We start from the raw sequence: 22,569 nt of genomic DNA on the forward strand, positions 1-22,569 counted from the left end.
GACGATCAACGAACGTTCAGGGAGTGTCGAAAGGCCGTTCGCAGCGAGGCGTAGATTGTCGCCGATTTACGGCTGAATGATTGCAGCCTGCTTTTGGCCGGTTTCCGTCCGATGCATGCGCTCCGCTGCCGATCGGTTCTGGATCGCAGGTGCCAGTCACACCAGTATGTGTGGATGCGGTCGGTGGCGAGGTGTGCCAGTCTCGGCACAGACCGCGCTCACCGCAGTTGGATCGGCGTGCCGTGCGGTGTTCGGCGGGCAGCCTCATCCCATGCGTTCCGGCAATTCGACAACGCGTCCGTCGTCACCCACCCCTTCGCCGTTGCGATCCGTTCGAGCGCCGTCAGCCAATGCGCGTAGTACGTGTCGCCGCGGTCCGGGTCACCAGACGCTTGCGCGTCCAGGATCGCGCGGTTCAGATATGCCGCCCATTCGGTCCACGTGAACAGACCGCGCTCGTGCAGCGCAAGCGTCATCGCGAAGGCCGCTGCCTGCCAAGGTGCGCCGAAGGCGGGCTCGGCATCTTCGCGCGTCGTTTCCGGCATGCTGAGGTGATATTCGGACAGGGGTTTTTCGGCCGAAGTCATGTCAGCCTGCCTGCGCGTCCGGGGTCTCGAGATACGGTTCCCAGCAGTCGACGCATACCGACGACGCGGTCGTATCCGCACCCCACAGCTCGGCAGCGTCGAAGCGCACGGTATACAGCCATTGAGGTTGTTCGCCCTGGCCTGTTGCGTTGGTGTCGGGGCAGACATGCGCGCCATGCCGCGCGACGATCTGGCCGCGTTTGCCGCGGCAATATCGCGGCAGCCGGGTGTGCGTGAGCGGATGCAACTGACGGGTCTGCACGACGTCGCCGATCGCAAAGCGTGCTTCGCCGGGTGCCGGCCGATCGACCGGACTGCCTCGCGAAAGCGCGGTGGACACCTGATCGGCCGTCAACACGCGTGGAATGGGTGCCGAAGCGGCCATCGACGCGCCAGTATCGATTTCTTCTGCAGTAGCGAGGCCGCTCGCCAGCAGCAGTTTCCTGAGGCCCTCGAACCAGATCTCGTAGTAACTGCTCGCGAGGTATTGTGCTGGCGGAAGGCTCTCGCGAGCGGCGCGGGACATGTCGATATTCCATTTGCCGGTCGCGCCCATGGCGAGCGTCAGCGCGAACACGCGACGTTGCCAGTTGGCATGAAATGGTGGCTCATCGGCCTCGGGCTGGACCGGGCCGAAGGCCTGCATGCCTCCAAGGTCCTGTGCACCGTTCATATGGAATCCTGTTTCCCGGCGTCAGGCGTCTTCGGCAACCCGGTGCCGATCATCGAATCGCGCGTGACGAGTTCAGCGAGCGTGTTCTCGCTCATGCCGTCGGTACCGGGCGGACGCATTGGCAACACCAGATAACGGACCTCGGCGGTGGAATCCCACACGCGAATTTCCACGTCGGGTGGCAGGTCGAAGCCGAATTCCTTCAATACCCCGCGCGGGTCGATGACCGCGCGCGACCGGTATGGCGCCGATTTGTACCAGACAGGCGGCAGCCCGAGCACAGGCCACGGATAGCACGAGCACAGGGTACAAACCACCATGTTGTGCACGGCCGGTGTGTTCTCCAGAGCCACCATGTGTTCGCCCTGCCGGCCCGTGTAGCCGAGCGATGCAATTGCTGCAGTGGCGTCGTCGAGAAGCCATTGCCTGTACGCAGGATCGCTCCAGGCCCTTGCTACGACGCGCGCGCCGTTGTGCGGCCCGACCTTGTGCTCGTATGTCTCGATGAGGATGTCGAGCGCAGCGGGATCGACATACCCCTTTTCTATCAGAAGGGATTCGAGCGCGCGCACGCGCAAGTCCATCTCCGACAACGCGCTGCCCTCGTGATCGTGAGCGCCAGCGTGGTGCCGGGCCGGCTCGTCTTCATGATGATCGTCGTGGCTCATCGACGCTCGTCCCGGAGGAGATGAATCGAATCCAGTATGGTTGGCGAATCGCGCAAATGCAAACGCCGGATGCGGGGCGCGGAGCAAAGCAACGAATGGCCGTTTCCAAGAGCGGAGCCGACGCCCGAATTTCCGAGGCGCAAGAGTCGCTCGCCTGTGAACATGCGTCGCACCAGATCAAAACGAGGGGTCCAGTGTTCGAGCGCTTCGGGGTCAGAGTTATGAAGTTCCTTCGAGAATAACAAAGGTTCCGGTCGCTACCCCGGCGCGGAGTGCCTTGGCCGCTTCGTATGCGGGGCTCTCGTAGAAGCGCTTGGCTTCTGCAAACGAATCAAACTCGAACACCACATGCCGCTCGTGGGCCTCGCCTTCGAGGTTTTCATACAGGCCCGACGACGCAATGATCAGATAACCTTTTGGCATGTCGATCTCTCGTTTGTAGCGGGCGTATTCAATTCAACGCGGAACGGGTTCTGACAACCGCCAACGTCGAAGGAATGGCTGTGCAGCAGCCGGTTCTAATTCGATGGGGCTTGCCTGAAAGGCAGGGGGATCCTGCTGGCGTCCTGACGATCGTGCCCCAGGACCAAACTTCCCGGAAAGCAATCCGCCGGCGAGGGGCGACCAGACGAGCAGCCCCATCCGCTCCTCGATAACGAGTGGCACAAGTTCGCGCTCCACGTCACGTCCGGCGATCGAATCGCAGGCTTGGAGCGTCTCGAAGCGCGTGGCGTGAAGCGCTGCACTTAGCCCGAGTGCTTTACCGATCTTGCCTGCGCGCCAATTCGAGACGCCGATATAACGGACCAGCCCCTGCCGCGTGAGGTCGTCGAGGGCACACAGCGTTTCTTCGATCGGCGTGACAGAATCGCTGGCATGAATCTGGTAAAGGTCGATATGGTCGACCTGGAGCCGTTCCAGGCTTCTCTGCACAGAATCCATGATATGGCCGCGCGACGCTCCCTGATCGTTGGGTTTCGGGCCCATCACGCCGGCTGTCTTCGTAGCCAGCACGATCTCGCTGCGTGGTACTCCGATGTCTTTCAGCGCCCGCCCGACGACGCGTTCAGACTGGCCAAAGGAATACATGTCGGCAGTGTCAATGAAATTGATTCCCTCAGCAAGCGCGCGGGCGATCAGTTGGTTCGCCTCGGCCTGACCGAGTACGCCGATCGCCCTGTCGCGTCCCGCGCGCCAGAACTTCAGTTGCCTCGAGATTTTCCGGCCCGAAGCTGTCCGGCGATCATTGCGACGCGTGCGCCATAGCGGCGTGCTGTCTCGAGGTCTCCTGGCGACATCTCTTCAGGCGACGCATCGGCTGGCGTCTGCGCCATCGGCGCGATATAGGAGCCCATGCGATTCAGGTCGTCACGCATTGACGCTTTCACGTTTGACGGCTTGATATCCATGCTGACCCAGATACCGCCGTGCTGCCCTGCGAGTAGAAAGAAGTATTCGAGCGTATTGAGCTTGTCGCCGTTGATACTCGCGCTATTGGTAAAGCCGCCAAAGATCTTGTTCTTCCACCCACCGTCGAACCAGGTCTTCGAGGAGGCGTCCGCGAACTTCTTGAACTGCCAGCTAGGGCCGCCCATGTAGGTCGGCGAGCCGAACAGGATCGCATCGGCACCGGCAAGCGTTTCCCAGGCTCCTTCGGCAACGTTTCCGTCAGTGTCGATTGCGACGAGTAAGGCGCCGGCGCCTTCGGCGGTAGCCGTTGCCATACGCTCGGTATGCCCGTAGCCAGAGTGGTAGACGACGACCGTTCTAACCGGCGAGGTGTGCTGAGTCATGGTTGCTCTCTTTCGTTCAAATTGTCCTCTGCGGACGACGTGTGAACTCACTCTACTGAGTCAAAACTGAGCTATAAATGACGACAAATCGAACGTTCTGTTACTCCCCGGGTGAACAATGCAAACCCTTGACGCACTTTTGATCTTTGCGCGTGTTGCCGAAATGGCGAGCTTCACGCGTGCAGCTGAAAGCCTGGGTATCCAGAAGGGACGTGTCTCTACGGTGATCCGTGGACTTGAGCGACATGTGGGTGTGGCCCTCCTGCATCGGACGACGCGGAGTGTGCAGCTCACTGAAGATGGACGCGCCTTTTATTCGCGCGCCCGCGATCTGCTGGCCGAAGTACAGGAATTGCAATCAATGTTCGCGGGTAACGGTGCACCGCTACGGGGAAGATTGCGCGTCGACATGCCGACCGAGTTGGCACAAAGCGTCGTGGTCCCTGCGCTACCACAACTGTTGGCGGCGCATCCAGAGTTGGAACTGGAACTCTCGAGCACCGATCGGCGTGTCGATCTCGTCCAGGAAGGGTTCGATTGCGTGATCCGTCTGGGGCCGATCGTCGACGAGACGCTGATTGCCCGACCGCTTGGCAAGCTACGCATGATCAATGTTGCGAGCCCGAGCTATCTGGCACGGTACGGCATACCGCACACGCTCGATGATCTGCGCAGTCAAGGGCACCAGATGGTCCACTACACGCGCACACTCGGCGCCAAACTTGCCGGATGGGAATATCCAGACGGCGACGGCTACGCGTCGCTGCCGCTGCCAGGCGCGATGCAGGTCAACAGCGTGCAGACCTATCATGCAGCGGGGCTTGCGGGCATTGGGTTGATCCAGGCGGGGTATTCGGCGCTCGCGCATCACATCGAACGCGGCGCGCTAGTGGAGGTCCTGCCCGACCTGCGTCCTGAGCCCCTCGCCGCGTCGCTCGTCGTGGCCCATCGGCGTAACCTGTCGCAACGCGTCCGGGCCTTCATGAACTGGATCGAGAGGATATTGGAGCCCTATTTTGATTAACCGGTACGGTGTGGCGACTCAAAGGGGCAGCGGACAACTGTCAGGAACCTCACGAACCGCTGGGGCGATGACCACCCCAACTATGGGGACACGTCCGACTGCTTCATCCGATGCCGGTTGCTACAGTGATATTGCGCCGGGACATGATCAAGACCGGCGTCATGCACGGCGCCCCGGTCCCCATCTTCCGAGAACCCGCACTGTGTATGAGACTTGGACTGTCCCAGCTTCGCGCTCCGCCGGGGCCGCTTTTTGTCTGCACCCGGTTCGGAGTGGGCAGTGTACGTCCGGTCGAGTGCCTGATCACCTGCTGGGTCGCCGCGGTCAAGATCATTCGCAGTGCGAGCAGAATGGGTCGGGTCGACACTGGACATTTCGTTGCCGAGGACTTCATTCGCCCTGATCGCCCTTCATGTTTTGCACCCTTGCGTGCTGTTGGTGAACTTACATTGTCGACACGAACCGCAAAAAGTCGAGGGGCCAATGAGAAAGCTGATTGTCATGGCTGCGCTGGCAATCGCACCTGCAGCCTTTTTTGTGCACGTCAGCAGTCTGCCATCCGACACTCATCCGGGGCTCGCCTTGTTTAAGGGCAGTGACTATCTACGGATGTCGCCAGACGAGCAGCTGGGCTATGTTTCGGGTGTCATTGACGGCATTTTGTTTCACTCGCCGTTCGTTGACATATTTGAACAATGCTTTGAGCGTTTGCGCCCGACTCCCGATCTGCTGAAAACCATCACGGATCGCTACCTGGAGTCGGAGCCCAAACTCCAGACGGCAGACATGCGCTTCCTCGTATTTCATGCGACGCTGCTCACCTGTCAGGGGGTGAGGCCACTGCCCAACTGAGGGACTACTTTCCATAGAGTGACCGCCAGGGACTTCCTGGACCTATGCATACATAGGCTGGCCAAACCGTATGGAACTGTAGCGCGGAATGGGTCGTGTGACCCTTCTGCCCCGGATCACTCGAACGTCTGCTGTCCCGTGAAAACGGCGGCCCTGGCAACGCCAGCCCGTAAGGCTGATCAGGGTCGGTAGTGTGAGTTCGCTGATGCAGGAAGCTGCCGTTCGGTGCTCGATGCCCCCACCGTCAGCAATCCGCCACCGTGCTGACGTAGCAGCCAGCGCACCCTAACGTCAGAGTTGGCCGCATTGTGCGCGTAGCTCGTCCGTCACGTTCCGAAGTAATGAAGCCGTTCCAGCGGCAGGGTTCCCCGCTCGCTGAACGGCAGGTCATGGCCGAACCCGGACCGACGACAAAGTTCGCGCCGCATCGGTGGAGGCCGCGGACACCGACGGCAGATGCAGACCCGATCGTGCGAGAAGCCGCCATCGAATTCAAGTCGTAAAACGTCCTTGATCATGCGCATGTTCATCCGGTGCGCGGACATGCTGTCTCCGGGCAAAGCCGGCGAGCATAGCCCGCGTGGTTGATGTCATGCGCAACGCCAATCCTGCCTTCCGGTCCGCTCGGTCACGTTCCCGAAATGACCGGTCACGTTGCCGAAATCGCCGGTCACGATCCCGACATGCGGCGATGGGATAGCCTGGGGCATGCAGAGAGCACCGAGTTCGGCTGGAGCGCATGACGGCAACCGATCGGAGATAAAGGTCGGCAAGTTGACAAATTTCGCAATTGCCCCCTTCTCAGGGGGCGTCACACTGGCAGGCGGTTTCTAGCATTTGGTATGGTGCGACGCGACATCCGCTCGACGGGCGACGCGTAGCAGAGGAATGTTCGATCCGCGTTGCGGCACGATGCGCAGGCAAGACGATGAACAAGACATGCGCGAGACCGCTACGCGGCAATGTTGCGCATTCGCAGGCGAATGTGCTGGCCCGGGGGAAATTACTGAGGGAATGCGAAGGTTGATCGACGAGGCGTAGAACGCGCCGTATGAGTCGTAATGTCTTTTCATATGAGGTGCCACGATGAAGATCATGTACAAGGCGGCGCTGGCCGCCATCTGCCTGCTGGGTGCGGCCGGGATTGCGCAGGCAGACGCAGGGTACAAGTCGGCGACGAGCCAGGGCGGCGGCACGCCCTCCGACGAGGCGATCAGCGCCACCGCAGTGGGCGGCATGCCCAGTGCCGGGTCGCAGGCGGGCGGCCCCGCGGGGCTCACGCGCGCTCAGGTGAAGCAGGAACTGATCCGCGCGCAGAAGTCGGGCGAGTTCGAACGGCTCAATCAGTTCTACGGCGGCGGGCAATAGGCGCCGGCGTGATAATCAGCGCGGCCGCCGCGCCCATCGGCGGCCGCGTGGTCGTGTCCCTGCTTCTCCGCTCTGCTATACCCAACAAATGAGACGGTCGATCGTCTGCGTCACTGAGCGAGCGAACGGCGCTTCCTGGCCGAGCCCGGACCGATGACGACGGTCGCGACGCATCGTTGAAGGCTGCGGACGCCGGCGGCAGATGACGACCCACAACAGTCCTTCAGCTTTCTCCAAAACGGCCGTTCCCGACTTCGAAGGGGTTGGCCTTATGCCAACAAGAGCGGGCCATCCGGGAGCTTCTTGGACATTTCCCATCGCAGCTTCAACCGAACTTCGTCACTGGCGTCCTTCTGTACGCCGTTTGCGAAGCGCGACTTCAAGCATTTCAGCCGGGTAAGCTCTCGTCCAACGTACCCGGCGCCGAAGTATTCCTCCGGCCAGAAGATAAGGTCTGAAATCCGGCCGTCGCCGGTGTTGAGCGTAAGACATCGGACCCAGTATTCAAGAAGCTCTTCGTTTCCGCGAGCCTCGCAGACGGCATCAAGCAACTCCAGAAGCTCCGGCTCTGATAGGTCCGTTGGAATGGCATGCCAGTCTATTGCCAGCCGTCTCGCAAACCCGTCGGCACCCGTAGAACCGAACGCACCGAGAACATCGATTTGACCGACGACGCGACCAAGCAATCGAGAAATCTGCTTCAACTCCTCCACGTAGCCGCGTCCGCTCTCATGCAGGTGAAACACGGCCGTGGTCAGCGGTAGCAGTTGCTGGAGTTTGTTCTGGTCAACGGGGTCACGCAGTTCGGGTCGCATGCGTACTCGGGTAGCGTAGCGGTGAGTGGGAGAGAAACTGGCGATGCTAGCTCCGTAGATTCCGATCGCACGATGAAAATGCCAATTGTCAGCGATTTTGGCGCTCGCATCGAGTGGCCGCTCCTGTCCGCTTGCTGCCTCACGCAACCTCGTCACGTCAATCCGTTCGAACCACTCAGCCGCGGCTCTTGATCATCCGCTTACGGGCCATCATGTGCCCGTCGTTCGCGAGGCATGTATCTGTGGCTGGTCGGCCTTTGCGGACGGTTGTCGATCGCGGCCGCTGGGTGTCCTCGATCGTGTTGTCACGCAGAGTCGACGTGATCGCACACAGCGCCGCCCTTTACCGTCTGCCCCAGCGGCTCGCTGAACTGCAGGGCGGCAAGCTGCGCATAGAGCGGCGAGGTCCGAATGAGATCGGCGTGACGGCCCTGCGCGACGATGCAGCCTTGTTCCAGCACGACAATGCGGTCGGCTTGTTGTACGGTAGCGAGGCGGTGTGCGATGACCAGCGTGGTGCGATTCTGCGCGGCGTTGTCCAGCGCCAGTTGTACCAGTCGCTCACTGGCGGCATCGAGCGCACTGGTGGCCTCGTCGAGCAGCAGGATGGGCGGATTCATCAGGATCGCGCGGGCGATCGCGATGCGCTGACGCTGTCCACCAGAAAGCCGCACCCCGCGCTCGCCGAGAAATGTGTCGTAGCGTTGCGGCAGTTCTTCGATAAAGCCGGCCGCGGCAGCCATTTCGGCGGCCTGCTGAACTTGTTCGAGTGTGGCTTCGGGCACGCCGTAGCGGATGTTGTCGAGTACGCTGCCGGAAAAGATCACCGACTCCTGCAGTACCACCCCGATTTCCCGGCGCAACTCGGCAAGCGGCACATGCCGTGTCGGGACGCCGTTGATCAGGATGCTGCCGGCCTGCGGGTCGTAAAATCGCAGCAGCAGCTGGAACAAGGTGGTCTTGCCGGCGCCGGACGGTCCGACCAATGCGACGTGCTCGCCCGGGCGGACATCGAGCGAGAGGCCGGCGAGCGCGGCGATGCCGGGGCGGGACGGATACGAAAAGCTGACGTTGTCGAAGCGGATGCCGTCCCCGTGCGTCGGCAGCTGGACGGCGGCCTCGGCCTGCGCCACCGGCGAGCGCGCCGCCAGCAGTTGCAGCAGTCGCTCGGTGGCGCCGGCAGCCCGCTGCAGATCGCCCCACACCTCGGCGACCGCCCCTACAGCCCCGGCGGTGACCACCGCGTAGAGGATGAACTGGGACAATTGGCCAGCCGTCATGTGCCCAGCCAGCACCGCCTGCGCGCCTAGCCACAGGACGAAGACGATAGCCGCGAACACCAGCACGATGACCACGGCGGTCAGCCAGGCGCGTGCCCGAATGCGCGTGAGCGCCGTCTCGAATGCCGCTTCCACCATGCCGGCAAACCGCCGCGCCTCGCGGGGCTCCTGCGTGAACGATTGCACGGTCGGCATGGCATTGAGCACCTCCCCTGCCAGCGCGCTCGCGTTCGCCACCTTGTCCTGGCTCGCACGTGAGAGCCTCCGCACACGCCGCCCGAAAATGACGATGGGTGCGACCACCACGACCAGCGTGGCCATGATGTAGCCCGACAGCACCGGGCTCGTCACCGTCAGCATTGCCACGCCGCCGGTAAGCAGGAAGAAGTTGCGCAACCCCATGGACAGGCTGGTGCCCACCACCGTCTGGATCAACGTGGTGTCCGTGGTGAGTCGCGACAGCACCTCGCCGCTCTGCGTGGTCTCGAAGAATTGCGGACTCATCCCCAGCACGTGTTCGTAGACCGCCTTTCGCAAGTCGGCCGTGACCCGCTCGCCGAGCCACGACACCAAATAGAAGCGCAGCGCCGTGGCGCCGGCCAGTACCAGAGAAACGGCGAATAGTGCCAGGAAATAGCGATCGATGTGCGCCCGGTTGCCGCCGGCGAAGCCCCGATCGATCAGATATTTGAACGTTACCGGCAACGTCAAGGTTGCACCCGCCGACGTCACCAGTGCCACGAAGGCAAGCGCCCAGCGTCCGGCATAAGGGCGCAGGAAGGGCAACAGGGCGAACAAGGGACTGATACGCGGAGTAGACGGGGCGACAACTTGCATGAGGATTCCTGAGCGGCTCGAGGATCCCCTCGATTGTGCCAGTCCTGCAGATTCGAAGTCAGTCCGCCTGCAAGCTTGTCATTGATTCGTGAGGGCTCATGGCTCGCTTACAGCACTGCGGACTGCCCGTTTGTCTGACTACGCACCGGTCAGCGACCTGGTTCCGCGCGCTTGCTGCGACTGCGCATCCGTAGCAACATCAAGTTGCCTCCTCAGGAACACACGACTCCCATGACCGACGATCCCGATCCTGATTCCGATTCCGAAAAACTGAAAGGCCCCGGCGGCATGACGTTGCGGCAGATCTACGAGCAGGTGCAGAAGAGCGTCGAGCGCGACCGCGAAGCGCAGGCTGCGCACAGCTCTCCCGCTCCGCCGCCAAGCCGGTGGCAGCGGTGGGTGCGCTATGTATGGGGCCGCAGCGGACGTCGCTAGCGATGGTTTGATCACGGATATGCGGATCGCCAGCAGGTTTCTCGGAAATTGCGCCGAGCCGGATTGCCACTCGGCGCCGTAGCGCGATCGCTCGACGCGGCTGCGGGCACCCACCACTGCAGCGCCGCCTTCAGGAAGACTTGCACTACGTGAGCGCGAGCACGAAATCGAACCGGGCCGCCTTTTGCTCGCCGTGGTCGTCGATCGCCATCAGCAGCCGGCGATCGAACAGGAAATCGCGCGCGTTGCGTGACTCCCCGGGGAAGTACAGCTGAGTGGTGAGGATCGGTCCGTTCGGCGGCTGCACCTTCACATGGAAGTGTCGCGTGCGTCCCGGATATAGACCCGGAACGATGGTCTCCAAGCGGTAGTGTCCCTCGCTGTCGGCAAATTGGTGGCCACGCAGCCGGAACCCGTCGACGTCGTACTCCCCGGCGTCATTGGCGTGCCAGAAATCAAGCAATGCCCCGGACACTGCCCTGCATTCTGTCGACAGCACCCGCCCGGTCAGGATGATCTTTGTTCCATTTATTCCCGGTTCGAGCAGCGATGCGCGTTGCGGCGAGTGCGGCTGGAAGAATGGGCCTGCCGTCTGCTGTGGCGTCGGTTGGTCGTCGTCTTTGCAGGCGGGCGTAGCTGAAACCGCGCGGGCTTGACGATAGCTGGCATTCCCGAGGGCCAAAAGCAGCAACGCGGACGGGACTGCACCCGACCTGCGAAGAAAATTGCGCCGTCCCCGGCTCACATTTCGTGTCCTCATCGTGGAGGCTCCTTGCTTCCCGCTCGATTGTCACGCTGCGCGGTGCGCGCTGGGGAGCCGACGAGCGGCCGTGCGGACGCCGTTACGGTTAACGGAGCCTGCACCTATGCCAACCATGGTAAGCCGAAACTTCAGGCGTGGCGCGTCTCGCGCGTCAAGCTCGCTCACGACGCGTATTCACCAGACTCGTCAGGTGACTATGCTACGGAGCCCGCCGCGCCCTGATGCCAGGCGGCCAGTTGGAGCGACCGGTCGAATCCGCAATCAGTCACCGCACGCAGGACCGCCACGGTGGCCGCCATCATTTCTCTTCCCGCATCGATGGCGTAAAGGTGATGCCTACCAGCAATCCTTCCGGCCCGATGAAGCGACTGACGGTCTGACCCCACGGCTCATTCCGGTTCCTGACCAGCATCCGATACCCGCGTGATTCAAGTTCTGCCGTAGCCGCTTCGACGTTGTCGACATCAAACTCAATCCAGGCTTGCGGAGCGGGTACGTCACGAGGCCACGAATCCGTGCCGAAGCACGACTGAGCAGCCTGAGAGAGCGGCCACAAGGCGAAAGTGTTTGCGCCTTTCAGGCTCTCCGTATGGAGGTAGCCGCCTTTCTCTTCCTTGAAGGGGATACCGAAGGCCCGAGTGTAGAGTTCGCGGCTTGCGTGGGCTTCAATCACTATCGGGCCAAAGCCTGCGATGAACAAGGCCGTGGTTTTTGGGATCCTTTCCATGGCTTCTCCTTTACCGCGAATGAGCGGCGCCATGAGGCACGTACATGTCCGCCCGCGGCATCGACTGTGTGCGTCACGTCGCAGGCGTACTGCTGACGCTCGATTGTCCCGTTCCGACTTTGGTCGAGCGGCCGTAGATGGCAGAATCCGGTAGTACGTCGACTGCCGGCTGCTCGTCCCGTCGCAGGACCGAACTTCCACAGTCGAGTGCGGATTCAACCGGTCCTGCCTGGATCCATGCCGTATTTCTCCATTCTTGACTTTTGCATTGCGACAAGCCATCGACGAAGTCCGGCAGGAAACACGAACGGATAAAAACGCCTTGCCCATCCGCGGGGTTCATTACGGATCGCTCGCTGCCACCAGCGGCGATCCGTTTCCCGGTCGGTCCATGCGAATCGATCGTCAAAGGGCACCTTTGGCGAAGCCGCCGGCGTCCTGCGCATGAGCGGCGGCTCGGGCCCCCTCATTCGAGCGCAACGTCACCATTAAACGGAACCTTCAGCTTCAGGCCGGCGACTTCGAGCGTAATGGTGGCCGGCAGGGTTTCGTTTCCCTTCACGTCGCCGCTGGCCAAGGCCTTCTCGACCGCATGCTCGATCTCGCGCTGCGCGGCAACGCCGAAGGACTTCAAAAGCTTGCGAATGCTCAGGTTCAACGCTTCGTCGTTCATGTTCATCTCCTGTTTCCAATGGGAACGCGTCAGATCGCATCGACACTGCTGCAATTTCGACCAACTCGGCGGCGCGTGTGATCAGGACAATCCCGCACAGGGCGCCGCGCACGTCGTGCGCTGCTCGCTCGATCGTGAATTGGGGGTTGGGGTGATCCGGATCGACATGATGAAGCAGGCACACCACCGGTAGCGCACAGCAACGGAGCGCGGGCCGTAAGTTCGATTCCAGCGCACTTGTCCGGGCTGGCCGAGACCATGAAAGCTATTCTTCCACCCCGAGTAGCCCCCCCTATCGCTGTCGTCGACGGTGTCCAAGTGAACGTCTGGAGTTGGCCGATAGCGTTGAAACACTCGCCGAGAAGCGCTTGTGACATGTTGGGGAAAAAATCGATCTCTCAGATCGGCCTACAAGCCACTCGCAAGCCTCGGTTAAGGGTAAGACGACCCCTCAGAACCTCACGGGATCCGCTGTCATCGAGTTTTTCAACACTATCGGCCGACATGCGCCGGACGCGATCGTCCGCAGTCGACCCTAATCAGTCGACCAGCAGTATCGCGCGAGTGTCCAAAAAATTGAGACAATCGGACACTCGGGTCGCTGCAAGCTTCACGAGGGACGAATTCGCTATGCCGCGTCGCGATGAATCGATGCGATACCGTGCTCGACGCATACAATTATGAGAAAAGCATAGCCCGCGCCAAATAGTTCAGTTTTTCTGATGCCCGTGTTTGAGGTCGAGCATACTCCGGCGATCAGACCGACGCGACGGTGGCGCCCAGGATGCCGTGCTCGACCAGAGCGTGCGACACGAAGCCAGACTCGATCGCTTTCACGACAAACTCATTCAGAAGGCGAAATGCGGCCGGTCTGCCCTTGGGGGTTCCCATTGCCTGCTCGATGACCATGAATTGGCCGGGAAGCATTCGCAAACCGGACAACCTGTTTGCATCGAATTCGAGTTGCTGCCTGACGCCAGCCGCGACTTCGCACCCTTGCGCTAGCATCGTGTCGACGACGGTCGGCGAGGTCGCCGATCTCACGAGCGTCGCATTGTGAAGCACACGCGTGAGGTAGAGATCGTACGCGCTGCCTTTGCCGACGACGACACGGGTGCCGATTGCGTCTACCTCGTCATTCGACTGGATAGGAGAGACCTCGGGCACGAGATAGGTCCCCTCGATCAGGACATAGGGACGAGTCTGGTCTACCGCTTTGCCACGTACGGGGTCGCGAGCGATGAACGCAACGTCCCACTCGCCGCGCTCGCACCCAGTCACTACGTCGCCGGCTGCATCGTACAAGACGAGTTGGAGCGAAACGTCGAGCAGCCCGGCCAGTTTCATGGCCAGATCGACGGAGACGCCTTTCGCTTCACCCGATTCCGGATCACGATCGGCGAGAATCGGATTGCCGAAATTGATGGCCGCACGAAGGCACCCGGTCGGTGTCAGTTCGGCGATGCCCTGCGAAGTCGCAAACGTGTTATCCAATGTCATATGCATTCTCTCGATGGCGTGCTTCATGCGGTTGGCTCGACGCGGTCGGCTAGACGCGCCCGCCACGTCGAGCCATCCTGCCCGTGCCGTTACTTGACCTTATTCACGAAGTCATTCGTATATGTTCTGGACAGGTCAATGTGCTTCCCCTTGATATTGGGATTGAAATCACTCAGCACCTTAAGCACGGTTTCCGGGCCGCCTTCAGGCATCTTGCCGTCCGACGAGTACATGGGTAGCGAGGCTTTCAGCGCCTGGACATAAAGCACCTTGTTGCCGCCGTAGTAATCCGCCGGCATCTTTGCCGCGATTTCGTCAGCGGAGTGGGTGTGGATAAACTGCAGCGTTCTGACAAACGCTCTCGCGAGCTTCGCCGCTTCCGGTTTGTGCGCGTCCGCCCAGGTGCGCTGGACATACAGACTGGAGGCAGGATAGAGCCCACCGAGCGCCGCTTTGGTTCCATCGACGCTGCTCAGGTCCACCAGCACCTTCGCATCGCCACCTGCTCGAAGCAGAGACGTCGTGGGTTCGGTCGTCCATGCCACATCGACACGCTTCTGCTTCAACGACGCAAGCAGGCTGTTACCTGCACCGACCGGCAACATCGAATAGTCGGTTGTCTTGAGGCCGTGGCGAGAGGCAAGATACTGACCGAGAAACGTCGAGGATGAACCGAGCCCCGTCACACCCAGCGTCTTCCCCTTGATGTCGCCCATGCTCTTGATCTGGCCGGCAACATCCGAGCGCACCATCTCCATGCTGCCGGGCACGAGCCCGAAGACAACGATGCTTTCGACTTCCTTTCCCTTCGCCTGCAGATCGATCGAGTGATCGTAGAAGCCGACGACCGCTTGCGCGGCGCCCGCGAGCAGCTCGTTTTCGGCATCCACGCCAGCTTGCTGCGACTGGAGTTCGACGTCGAGACCTTCGTCCTTGAAGTAGCCGAGATTTTCAGCCAGCTTCGGCGGCAGATAGATCAGCTTGTTGATGCCGCCAACCAGTATCGTGATCTTTTCCGTGGCAAACGCATTGGCTCCATGTAAGGCGCACAAGGCGGCTGCGACGATGGCCGTATGGCGAATGGCTCGATGCATGAAATATCTCCTCCTGTTGAATTACGCTAATCACCTTTCGCTACCGATGCCGGAACCAAAACGGAACCTTCCATCAGTCGGCGGGCGCTTCGGCTCATGATGGCCTTGGTCACGACCCAGGTTCCGTCACGCTGCTCCGCGTTGGCGCCCACTGCCATCGTTCCTGACGGATGGCCGAACCGGAGTTGCGATAGGGTCCTGCCGCTCACGAGGCGATTGACGACCGTGCCGGGAATCGCGCCCGCGACCGCCAGCGCGACGGCGCCCGTGCCCGTCATCGCATGATGAAGCTTGCCCATCGACAGAATGCGCGCGTTGATATCCACCATGTGCGGATCGACGCGCTTGCCGCTCGATGCGACGTATTCCGTGGGCATCGAGACGAACGCCAGTTTCGGCGTGTGAGGCCGCAGTGACATCACTTCCTCAGCCGTCGCGGCCAACCCCATGCGCACGGCAGCGTGTGCGCGGATCGCCTCGCACTTCGCCAGCAGCGCGGCGTTGCCGTTCACGTCGTCCTGCATCTCGTTCCCGCGCAGACCGAGCGCTTCCGCGTGGATGAAAATCGCTGGATTGCCGGCATTGATCAGCGTGACCTCGAACGTTCCATGGCCGGGCACGTCGAGCGAGTCGACCGAACTGCCAGTTGGAAACATGCCGCCTGTCGCTTCCTCGCCCTCCTCAGCACCGCCGGGATCAAGGAACTCGATTCGGATTTCGGCTGCGGGAAACGTGACGCCATCGAGCTCGAAATCGCCTTCCTCGACGACTTCGCCGTTCTTCATCGGCACGTGGGCGATGATTTTGGCGTTGATGTTCGCCTGCCAGATGCGCACCGTCGCCACGCCGTTTCCAGGGACCGCGACGAGGCCCTGAGCAATCGCGAAGGGGCCGACTGCCGACGTTAGATTTCCGCAATTGCCCGACCAGTCGATGACGGGGTGCTCGACCGACGCCGCGCCAAACCAGTAGTCGACATCGCAATCCGATCGCATCGACGGTCCCACCAGGACGACCTTGCTCGTGCTCGAAGTTGCACCTCCCATCCCGTCGATCTGCTTGCCGTACGGATCAGGGCTGCCGATCACCCGAAGCAGGATTTCGTCACGTCGAGTGGCGTCCGCTGGCAGGTTGTCGGCACGAAAGAAGACGCCTTTGCTGGTGCCCCCGCGCATGTAGACCGCGGGAATGCTGTACTGCCCCATGAATTACTCCTCGTTTGTCTTGAATAGGATGCAGACGGGACTGCCTGTCTCGATGACGCGGCCGGTCGGCACCGGTCGGCCCATTGCCGCATCAATGGCGTACTGGACGATCGTGTGCGAATGCTCGTTCGCGACGTACAAATAGCGACCGTCGGGGCTCAAGCAGAGAAAGCGCGGACATAGGCCAAGTGCGGACGTCCAGTGAACGCTCGCGGGCAGCCCCGTCATGGCGTCCAGCGCCACGGTCGCGACACTGTCGTGCCCGCGATTGGTCACGTAAAGCGCGCGTCCATCCGGCGCGATCGCGATGCCGGCGGCACGGGACTGCCCATGGAACGCTGCGGGGATGATCGAATCCGTGCTAAGCGGTTCGAGTTGCCCGGTCTGCGGCTCGAATGACCACGTGGTGACCGTGGAGTCGAGTTCGTTCGACACATAAATCAGTGGCAATTCCGGATGGAACGCGGCATGGCGCGGCCCCGCCCCTTCGCGGCAGCGAGCATTCCGCACGACCGGCGAACCCGCGCCCTCGGCCCAACAAACGGCGAAGACCGTGTCGAGGCCTTTGTCCGGGACGATATGCCAGTCTGTATCGAAGCGGCGTGTGACATATCGGGCAATGTGATGCGGGTGGGATCCGGTCTGCTCGATGCGATGCGGGCCTGTCTTGCCGGTCAACGAGAGCACTGGCGGAATGATCTCGCCCAGCCGGCCGTCGTCGGCAATCGCCAGCCTGCTCGCCGTCCCCGTCGCGTAACCGGCCACAACGAGCGATGCGCCGTCGCGAGACAACGCCAGATGGACAGGATTGCGTCCCTCGCACGGCTGATCGTTCAGCGCCGCAATGCGTCCCGTTGCCGGATCGACGCGATACGCGCTGACCGAGCTTCCGTCGCCATGCACGGCATAGAGCACATCCTGGCGGGCGTTGAATGCCAGGAAGCTCGGGTTGACGAGCGGTTCGAGCGTCTGCAGGTGCGCCCAGGCGCCGGTATCGTCTACCTCGTACACGACGATACCGGTCCCTCGCGCATTGCGCTCCCGCGTGGTGCGACAACCCACGTATGCGAACGTGCGAGACATGATCAGGCCGCCTTGCCGATTTCGTCGGCGATCCGCGGAAGCAGGCCTCCCGCATTAAAGATTTCCGCTTCCTCCTCCGTATCGATGCGACATTGGACCGGCACGCTGACGACGTCCCCGTTCTTGCGCGTGATCCGCAGCGACATTGCCATCGACGGCGCGACCGGACCACACGGCCCCTCGATCGCGAATACTTCGGAACCGTCGATCCGCAACGTCTTCCGGTCGATCCCATCGGGAAACTCGAGCGGTAACACGCCCATGCCGACCAGGTTCGAACGATGGATGCGCTCGAAATTCTCGCAGACGACCGCACGCACGCCGATCAGTCGCACGCCCTTCGCCGCCCAGTCGCGTGACGATCCCGAGCCGTAATTCTTGCCCGCGATCACGATCAGCTCCTGGCCACGCTCCATGTACTTCTCGGCCGCGTCGAACAGGCGCATCGTCGTGCCCTCCGGTTCCATCCGCGTAATCGACCCTTCCTTGCCACCGGCCATCTCGTTGTGCAGGCGGTTGTTCGCGAACGTCGCGCGAATTGCCACCTTGTGATCGCCACGGCGCGTGCCGTACGAATTGAATTCGGCGGGATTCACGTCATGCGCGATCAGGTATTCCCCTGCTGCGCTCTCCGGCAGAATTGCGCCAGACGGAGACAGATCATCGGTCGTCACGTTGTCGCCAAACACACCGATGGCACGCATCCGGTCGAAACGAGCCGGTTGGGTCAGGCTCGGCTGCCAATACGGCGGACGGCGGATGTAGTTGCTGTCTTCGCGCCACGGGAAGCGCGCAGGAACGGTACCGGCTCCATCGAGCCGCTCGGTCTTGCGGAACATTTCCGCATAGATGTTCAGATACTGCTCGCCATGGAGACTTGCCTTGAGCAATCCGTCGATCTCCTCGTCGGTCGGCCACAGGTCTTGCAGATAGACAGGATTGCCTGATTGGTCGGTTCCGATGACACCGTTCTCGATGTCGACGTTGATCGTCCCGGCAATCGCGTAAGCGACCACCAGCGGCGGCGAAGCAAGAAACGCCTCCTTGACGCGCGGATGAATGCGGCCGTTGAAGTTCCGGTTACCCGACAGCACGGCAACGGCGTGCACGTTGCGGCCGACGATGTCGTCCTCGATCTCCTTCGGCAACGGCCCCGACATCCCGTTGCACGACGTGCAGCCGAACCCGATGATGCCGAAGCCGAGCGCCTCGAGGGGCGCCATCAGATCCGCCTCGCGCAGATAGCGCTCCACCGGCTTCGATCCCGGAGCGAGAGAAGTCTTGACCCACGGCTTGCGCTCGAGTCCAAGCTCGACGGCTTTGCGGGCCACCAATCCTGCCGCGATCATGTTGCGCGGATTGGACGTGTTCGTGCAACTCGTGATGGCAGCGATGACGACAGCACCATCGTCGAGCGGCGTCGCCGAAGACGACGCGTACAACCCAGCTGGCTTTGCGTCCGTTCGAGCGATGCCTTTGGAAACGAGGCTCGCGAGCGGTACGCGATCGTGCGGGTTCGACGGCCCCGCGAGCGCACGTCCGACACCCGACAGATCGAACGAAAGAACGCGATCGTATTCGGCATCCGCGAAATCGTCCGCCCAAAGCCCTTGCGCCTTCGCATAGCTTTCCGTCAGCGCGATCTGGTCATCGGAGCGCCCGGTCAGACGCATGAAGTCCAGCGTCTTTTCGTCGATGGCAAAGAGTGCAGCCGTTGCACCAAATTCAGGCGCCATGTTGGCGATTGTTGCGCGATCACTCAGCGTCATTGCGCGGGCGCCTGCACCGTAAAACTCAATGATCGTGCCGACAACCTTCTGCTTGCGCAGGAATTCCGTAATGGCGAGCACCAGGTCGGTTGCTGTCACGCCTGGTTGGCGGAATCCCTTCAGTTCCACCCCGACAATGGTCGGCAGCCGCAGCCACACCGCGCGCCCGAGCATGACGGATTCGGCCTCGATGCCGCCGACTCCCCAGCCCAGCACGCCGATCGCGTTGATCATCGTCGTGTGGCTGTCCGTCCCGACGAGCGTATCGGGAAATGCCACGCCGCCCTGCAGTTGAATGACCGGCGACAGATATTCGATGTTGACCTGATGCAGGATGCCGTTGCCGGGCATCAACACGTCGAGATTCGAAAACGCCTGCTTGCACCAGGCCAGGAATTCGAAGCGCTCGGCGTTCTTTGTTTGCTCGATCGCCATGTTCTTCGCCATCGCGTCCGGATCATGTCCTGCGACCTCGACGTTCAGCGAGTGATCGACGACCAGATGTGTCGGCACGACGGGATTGATGGTCGTCGGGTCTCCTCCCGCTTCCGCAATTGCGTCGCGCATGCCAGCGAGGTCGACCAACGCGGGCGTGCCGAGCAGATCCTGCAATACGACGCGGGCCGGATAGTACGGAAAGTCGACGTCGTGGCGACGCTTGGACAATGCCTGAAGGTAGCGGCCGGCCTCCGAGGCGGGCTGCTTACGGACAATGTTTTCGGCAAACACCCGGACGCTGTAAGGCATGCGGGCAAAGGAAGCCGAATCGATGGACTGCATCGCGTCGACAACGCTGACGTATTCGACGGACTGGTGGGGAAGCGTACGGGACATCGGGGTTTTCTCCAAGGCAATGCTGAGCGGCTTGCGTTTCGGTGTAGTGCATTCTATGATCACAAAACGCAATACGCAAATGCAGCCGCGCTCGGGAATTACCCTGACCGCAGGATGTCGCCCAGTCATCAAAGGAAGCAGGCAATGGCAAAATCACAACCCGGCTTTTCAGTTGCGCCGCCGCATCCGGCGGTCGTGAACGGCCATTTGCTGCCCCCAATAGACATGGAACCGTCCGCAGAATCGCCTGGCACCGCACTCACGCCGCTTCAGACCCGCGTCGCACGGGAAATTCTGGCACTGGCCAGGCGTGAGGATCTCGTCATCGGCGACCGGCTGGCGGAATCGATCCTCGCCGAGAAAATCGGCACGTCCCGCACGCCCGTCAACGTCGCCCTGCATCACCTGGTCTCGCTCGGGGTGATCTATTACGACCCGAATCGCGGCTTCTTCATGGCCAAGCCCGCGCGAGACGTGACGGATGTCGCCGCGCAGTTCTTCAACGAGCCCGACGATCCGCTTTACCTGAAGATCGCGGAGGACCGCCTCGCGCATCGCCTGCCCGATGTCGTGACCGAGGCCGACCTGATGCGCCAGTACGACGTGTCGCGCAGCGAGCTCCGACGTGTGCTGTCGCGCATGCAGGAGGAAGGCTGGATCGAACGGCAGGTCGGCCACGGCTGGCAGTTCATGCCGATGATTGATTCCGTGGAAGCGTACGAAGAGAGCTATCTGTTCCGTGCCGCGATCGAGCCGACCGGTGTCATGTCGCCGACTTTCAGCGCGAACCGTGTCGAGCTGGAGGAACTTCGCCGCCGGCAGCGCTTCATTGCCGAAGGCGGCTACCTCACCATGAACTCGGTAGAACTGTTCGAAGCAAACAGCGAGTTCCACGAAACGATTGCGAAGTGGTCCGGCAACCGGTTCATTGCGCAATCGGTCCGCCGGATGGATCGGCTGCGCCGCCTCGTCGAGTACCGACAGGCCAGAGCCCGCAAGCCCAGGCAGGAACAGGCGCTCGAGCACCTCGCGATTCTCGACGCAATCGCCCAGCACGATCTGCTCCGAGCGGCAGCGCTGTTGCGCGACCATATCGAGGGCGCTCGACGCGCCAAGGTTCATGCCCAGGATGTCTTCACGCCACGGCCGTAATTTTCATTGCCCTTCCAGCGGTCCTCGTCGACCGCTTTTTTATCGGCATAAGTGCGTTTTGTTGTCACAAAACGCTTAAAAGTGAACCCTGAGCCACTCCGGCGTCCGAGGTTCCGGAACATTGGAGACAAGCATGTCGTACCGCCGAGGCTGGATAGCCGTCTTTCTCTTCTCCCTGTCCATGATCAATTACATGGACCGTATCGCTCTCTCGATTGCAGCCAAACCGATCGCGAGCGAATTCAAGCTGACGGCTGTCGGCATGGGATATCTGTTTTCGTCGTTCATCTGGAGTTATGCGCTGTTCCTGCTTCCGATGGGCTTTCTGATCGACCGCTTCGGTACGAAGCGCATGGCGGGAATCGGGATCTTCGTGTGGTCTGCCGCAACGGCGCTGACGGGCGCGGCAACAAGCTTCGTGACGCTCATGGCCGCACGCCTGGTAATGGGCGCTGGGGAATCCACCAGCAATCCAGTTGGAGCGAAGGTCATTCGTCAATGGATACCGGCCAACGAGCGCGGCATGGTAACGGCAATGTTCAACAGCGGTTCATATGCGGGTCCGGCCATTTGTTCGGTGTTGCTGGGTACGCTCGTCTCACTGTTCGGCTGGCGAGTCTCGTTCGTCATCGCCGGGGGGATTGGCTTTGCGTGGCTCGCCGCATGGCTCGTGTTCTTCGACGCCCCGGAGAAGGCACGCTGGCTGAGCGGGCAAGAGCGCGCAAAGATCGTGCGCGAGCGCGACGTGAAGCCCGTCGGTACCGACAGCCGCGCGACAGAGACGACTGGCCTGTTGGCGCTGATGCGCTCCCCAACGCTCTGGGGGCTCGCAATTACACAAGGCTGCAACGTCTACACGCAATATCTGTTTCTGACGTGGCTTCCCAGCTATCTGCAGGCGACCCGGCATTTGAGTCTGTCGCACACGGGTCTCTTCTCGGCTGCTCCATATGCCGCATCCGTCATCCTGTGCATCCTGGTCGGTCGACTGAGCGATCACTACCTGCAGAAGGGCGGAGTCGGCACCGGTCGTCGTCGCAACGCCGTTGCGCTTGCGATGCTCACCGGCTCAGCGATTCTTGCAGTGCCTTTCACGTCGAACCTCGCGACACTGCTTGTCGTGTTCTCGATCACGCTGACCGGTATCGCATCAACAACATCGCTGAACTTCGCATTGTTGAACGATCTGCTTCCCAGTTCTCGCGACATCGCGAAGGCGATGGCGTTCGTGGTCGTCGGCGGCAATGTCTTTGGCATGGTAGCTCCGATCGCTACCGGCTATGTGATCAATGCCACAGGCAGCTATGACTGGGCGTTCGGCATTGCTGGCCTGCTGTTGCTCGCAGGCGCGACAGTCGTGTTGACAATGACACGTTCACCGATGGTTCGTAATCGACGCGCGGCGAACACTCAGGTTGCGGCATGATCCTGTTTTGC

The 22,569-nt window shown here is 61.5% G+C and carries 22 protein-coding genes and 1 pseudogene; 6 read left to right on the plus strand and 17 right to left on the minus strand.

What is annotated here, in order from left to right; translation table 11 throughout:
• Positions 1 to 218: 218 nt before the first annotated feature.
• From G3N94_RS02920 to G3N94_RS02945, 6 genes and pseudogenes are all read right to left on the minus strand, one after another.
• Complete coding sequence (locus tag G3N94_RS02920) at positions 219 to 587, minus strand: nitrile hydratase accessory protein (protein WP_205790583.1); 369 nt, start codon at positions 585 to 587, stop codon at positions 219 to 221.
• Position 588: 1 nt separating this feature from the next.
• Positions 589 to 1,260 carry a nitrile hydratase subunit beta gene (nthB, locus tag G3N94_RS02925; protein WP_205790584.1) on the minus strand — a complete coding sequence of 224 codons (672 nt, stop codon included), beginning with the start codon at positions 1,258 to 1,260 and terminating at the stop codon, positions 589 to 591.
• Positions 1,257 to 1,928: a nitrile hydratase subunit alpha gene (gene nthA, locus G3N94_RS02930; protein WP_205790585.1), complete on the minus strand. Its 672-nt coding sequence runs from the start codon at positions 1,926 to 1,928 to the stop codon at positions 1,257 to 1,259. Before nthA ends, nthB begins: the two co-directional genes overlap by 4 nt.
• A gap of 219 nt (positions 1,929 to 2,147) precedes the next feature.
• A complete protein-coding gene (locus tag G3N94_RS02935; protein WP_346778635.1) occupies positions 2,148 to 2,384 on the minus strand; it encodes a DUF1330 domain-containing protein in 237 nt (78 codons plus the stop codon).
• Positions 2,385 to 2,483: 99 nt separating this feature from the next.
• A pseudogene (locus G3N94_RS02940) lies at positions 2,484 to 3,104 on the minus strand (aldo/keto reductase); the annotation flags it as partial.
• 26 nt (positions 3,105 to 3,130) lie between these two features.
• Entirely contained in the window at positions 3,131 to 3,721 is a 591-nt protein-coding gene (locus tag G3N94_RS02945) for a flavodoxin family protein (protein WP_205790587.1), read from the minus strand.
• A 118-nt stretch (positions 3,722 to 3,839) separates the two neighbouring features.
• Here G3N94_RS02945 and G3N94_RS02950 point away from each other — a divergent pair, with 118 nt between their 5' ends.
• Positions 3,840 to 4,745 (plus strand): LysR family transcriptional regulator, encoded by a 906-nt coding sequence (locus G3N94_RS02950; RefSeq protein WP_205790588.1) that lies wholly within the window; start codon positions 3,840 to 3,842, stop codon positions 4,743 to 4,745.
• A 483-nt stretch (positions 4,746 to 5,228) separates the two neighbouring features.
• Entirely contained in the window at positions 5,229 to 5,597 is a 369-nt protein-coding gene (locus tag G3N94_RS02955) for a hypothetical protein (RefSeq protein WP_205790589.1), read from the plus strand.
• A gap of 326 nt (positions 5,598 to 5,923) precedes the next feature.
• Here the strand turns inward: G3N94_RS02955 and G3N94_RS02960 are convergent, their stop codons facing one another.
• Positions 5,924 to 6,142 carry a hypothetical protein gene (locus G3N94_RS02960; protein ID WP_205790630.1) on the minus strand — a complete coding sequence of 73 codons (219 nt, stop codon included), beginning with the start codon at positions 6,140 to 6,142 and terminating at the stop codon, positions 5,924 to 5,926.
• Between the two features lie 541 nt (positions 6,143 to 6,683).
• On the opposite strand from G3N94_RS02960, the gene G3N94_RS02965 reads away from it, so the two are divergent.
• A complete protein-coding gene (locus G3N94_RS02965; protein ID WP_205790590.1) occupies positions 6,684 to 6,965 on the plus strand; it encodes a DUF4148 domain-containing protein in 282 nt (93 codons plus the stop codon).
• A 269-nt stretch (positions 6,966 to 7,234) separates the two neighbouring features.
• On the opposite strand, the gene G3N94_RS02970 is transcribed toward G3N94_RS02965, so the two are convergent.
• Together G3N94_RS02970 and G3N94_RS02975 are read right to left on the minus strand one after the other, a co-directional pair.
• Entirely contained in the window at positions 7,235 to 7,780 is a 546-nt protein-coding gene (locus G3N94_RS02970) for a hypothetical protein (protein WP_205790591.1), read from the minus strand.
• A gap of 305 nt (positions 7,781 to 8,085) precedes the next feature.
• Positions 8,086 to 9,897 carry an ABC transporter transmembrane domain-containing protein gene (locus G3N94_RS02975; RefSeq protein ID WP_205790592.1) on the minus strand — a complete coding sequence of 604 codons (1,812 nt, stop codon included), beginning with the start codon at positions 9,895 to 9,897 and terminating at the stop codon, positions 8,086 to 8,088.
• A 231-nt stretch (positions 9,898 to 10,128) separates the two neighbouring features.
• Here G3N94_RS02975 and G3N94_RS02980 point away from each other — a divergent pair, with 231 nt between their 5' ends.
• The gene (locus G3N94_RS02980; RefSeq protein WP_205790593.1) at positions 10,129 to 10,332 is read left to right on the plus strand and encodes a hypothetical protein; all 204 of its coding nucleotides are present in this window, start codon (positions 10,129 to 10,131) and stop codon (positions 10,330 to 10,332) included.
• A 145-nt stretch (positions 10,333 to 10,477) separates the two neighbouring features.
• Here the strand turns inward: G3N94_RS02980 and G3N94_RS02985 are convergent, their stop codons facing one another.
• The 8 genes from G3N94_RS02985 to acnA all read right to left on the minus strand — a co-directional run bounded on the left by G3N94_RS02985 (position 10,478) and on the right by acnA (position 19,980).
• Complete coding sequence (locus G3N94_RS02985; RefSeq protein WP_205790594.1) at positions 10,478 to 11,092, minus strand: intradiol ring-cleavage dioxygenase; 615 nt, start codon at positions 11,090 to 11,092, stop codon at positions 10,478 to 10,480.
• A gap of 301 nt (positions 11,093 to 11,393) precedes the next feature.
• A complete protein-coding gene (locus G3N94_RS02990; RefSeq protein WP_205790595.1) occupies positions 11,394 to 11,822 on the minus strand; it encodes a VOC family protein in 429 nt (142 codons plus the stop codon).
• Positions 11,823 to 12,288: 466 nt separating this feature from the next.
• Positions 12,289 to 12,495: a DUF6494 family protein gene (locus G3N94_RS02995; RefSeq protein ID WP_124612815.1), complete on the minus strand. Its 207-nt coding sequence runs from the start codon at positions 12,493 to 12,495 to the stop codon at positions 12,289 to 12,291.
• A 756-nt stretch (positions 12,496 to 13,251) separates the two neighbouring features.
• A complete protein-coding gene (locus tag G3N94_RS03000; protein ID WP_346778633.1) occupies positions 13,252 to 14,022 on the minus strand; it encodes an ABC transporter substrate-binding protein in 771 nt (256 codons plus the stop codon).
• 62 nt (positions 14,023 to 14,084) lie between these two features.
• A complete protein-coding gene (locus G3N94_RS03005; RefSeq protein ID WP_205790596.1) occupies positions 14,085 to 15,089 on the minus strand; it encodes an ABC transporter substrate-binding protein in 1,005 nt (334 codons plus the stop codon).
• Positions 15,090 to 15,115: 26 nt separating this feature from the next.
• Entirely contained in the window at positions 15,116 to 16,294 is a 1,179-nt protein-coding gene (gene prpF, locus G3N94_RS03010; protein ID WP_205790597.1) for a 2-methylaconitate cis-trans isomerase PrpF, read from the minus strand.
• 3 nt (positions 16,295 to 16,297) lie between these two features.
• Positions 16,298 to 17,377 carry a beta-propeller fold lactonase family protein gene (locus G3N94_RS03015; protein ID WP_205790598.1) on the minus strand — a complete coding sequence of 360 codons (1,080 nt, stop codon included), beginning with the start codon at positions 17,375 to 17,377 and terminating at the stop codon, positions 16,298 to 16,300.
• A 2-nt stretch (positions 17,378 to 17,379) separates the two neighbouring features.
• Positions 17,380 to 19,980: an aconitate hydratase AcnA gene (acnA, locus tag G3N94_RS03020; RefSeq protein ID WP_205790599.1), complete on the minus strand. Its 2,601-nt coding sequence runs from the start codon at positions 19,978 to 19,980 to the stop codon at positions 17,380 to 17,382.
• 144 nt (positions 19,981 to 20,124) lie between these two features.
• On the opposite strand from acnA, the gene G3N94_RS03025 reads away from it, so the two are divergent.
• On the plus strand, positions 20,125 to 21,132 hold the full coding sequence (locus G3N94_RS03025; protein WP_241021529.1) for a GntR family transcriptional regulator: 1,008 nt from the start codon (positions 20,125 to 20,127) through the stop codon (positions 21,130 to 21,132).
• A 133-nt stretch (positions 21,133 to 21,265) separates the two neighbouring features.
• Complete coding sequence (locus G3N94_RS03030; RefSeq protein WP_205790600.1) at positions 21,266 to 22,558, plus strand: MFS transporter; 1,293 nt, start codon at positions 21,266 to 21,268, stop codon at positions 22,556 to 22,558.
• The last annotated feature ends 11 nt before the right edge of the window (positions 22,559 to 22,569 follow it).

Source organism: Burkholderia sp. Ac-20353, assembly GCF_017104785.1.
Classification (GTDB): Bacteria; Pseudomonadota; Gammaproteobacteria; order Burkholderiales; family Burkholderiaceae; genus Burkholderia.